This is a genomic window from Actinoplanes sp. NPDC051633, assembly GCF_040681735.1.
Lineage (GTDB): Bacteria > Actinomycetota > Actinomycetes > Mycobacteriales > Micromonosporaceae > Actinoplanes.
The window spans coordinates 1-1,860 of sequence record NZ_JBFAZH010001377.1; the positions used below are offsets into that span (position 1 = coordinate 1).

Genomic DNA, 1,860 nt, shown 5'->3' on the forward strand with positions numbered 1-1,860 from the left:
CCGGGCGCCGCCCGCAAGCTCTTCCCGGACGCCTGGGTGGTCGGCACGCCCGCGGAGGCGGCCGCCCGGGAAGAACGGCCAGTCCCGCACGACCGGGACCGCGTGGCTGGCCGCGCCCTCGACGAGTCCGACGTGGAAGCTCTCCCGCACCGAGGAGCTGAGGATCGTGCCCACGCCGGTCAGCGCCGCGGCGACGTCCTCGGTGTGCCCGGCGAGCTCCACGGCGTCGCCGAGCTCCTTGACGTCCTTCAGGAACGCCCGCTGGTACTGGCGGGCCGCCCCGCTGACCTTGCCGTTGAGGTCACTGCCGATCAGCAGCAGGCGGTAGCGGTCGTCCTCGGCGCGGAGCAGCCGCAGCACCTCGATCGCCCAGCGCGGGTCTTTGGCGACCGCGCTGATCCCGACCAGCCCGAGCGTGTACCGGGCCGAGGCGGGCTTCGGGCGGTCGTACCCCTGCAGGTCCATCGCGTTCGGGATCGACCAGACGCGCGTCGTCTCGGTCAGGTGCGGCAGGATCGGGGTCGTGTAGTCGCGCAGGTGATCGGACACGAAGACCAGGTCGTCCACCCGGCTGAGGTCGGTGACCTGCGGCCAGGCGGTGAACACCTCGAAGCTGTGCAGCCGCACGATAACCCGGGTGCTGCCCGGATCGACCAGTGACAGCAGCCCGGCCGCCGGGGTGAGCCAGTCCACGAAGACCGTGTCCGCCCAGTCGAGCAGGGGGCGCAGGGCCGCCTCGGCGTCGCTGCCGAGACCGTTGTCGACGCCCAGCACGTGCTCGTTGAAGCGCAGCGGCTGCACCGACGCCTTCTTGAGCCGCTCGTCGCTCTGCGTGTCGAAACTGCGCACCTCGAAGCCGTCGTGCTGCTCGTAGCGGGTGCGGATGGCGCTGAGGAAGTTGTCGTTGTTGCGGTAGAGGAACAGCAGCCGATGTGGACGATCGGCCGCGAGCGGCACAGCGGCCGGTAGCGGCACAGCGGATCGGCCGCGGGGCTTGCCCAGCGCCTTCATGGTCGTGCTCTGCATCATCGGCGTGAAGAACGGGACCGGGTCGGGCGCGGCGGGGGAAGTCAGCGAGTCGTAGTGCGCGACCCGGTTGAACATCAGGTCGGTGGCGCGCAGCGCCGACGCGGCGGCCGCCCGCTTGTCGCCCTTCGCGAGCGCGGCGTCGGCGGAGGCGAACTCGGCGCTGACCGCCTCGAGCAGGAACGTCGGGGTGCGACCGGCCCGGAACTCGTCCAGCACGGGCTGCGTCAGGAAACGCGCACGGCGACGCGGCTGCGGCAACGTCTTCGCCACCGCCGTGAGCGTCGAGCCGGCCTCGTCCGGGAATCCGGCCCGCGCCAGCCCCTCGGCGACCTGGCGGGCCAGGGGCAGCCGGGCCCGGTCGGGCAGCGGCGCGCGCAAGGCCGACTGCCACGCGGCCCGGCCCACGCCGGTGCGCTGCACCCGGGCGCCGGTGGCGCGAACCGCGGCGGCCCGGCCGTAACGCTTGGCGCGCCCACGTACCGCCTGCTTCGCGACCTCGAGCGAGGGACCGCTCAGCAGGGCGCGCCGCAGCGAGCGCCGGAAGCCCTGGGCCGCGCGGATCTCCACCTGCTTCAACGCCGGGGACAAGCCCATCACCGCGTCGGCCGCGCGATTGCGCTGGGCCAGCTGCCACACCGTGTGCACGGCCGGCGGGTCCAGCGCCACCAGCACGTCCGCCTCGGCGGCCGCGCGCCGCAGCCGCCCGTCGCGCTGGGCCCGCCGCCAGAACTTCTCGCCCGCCGTGCCGGAGCCGGGCGACTTCAGGACGGGGGTCGACCGGGTCGTCACCGGCAGATCGGCCGCGCCCTCGGCGAAGCCGCCGAACAGTGT

1 protein-coding gene is annotated in these 1,860 nt (G+C 73.8%); it reads right to left on the reverse strand.

The annotated features are described in order from the left end of the window. The coding region (locus AB0M20_RS41170) for a glycosyltransferase family 1 protein (protein WP_364306720.1) at window positions 1-1,860 on the reverse strand (1,860 nt) is incomplete at both ends.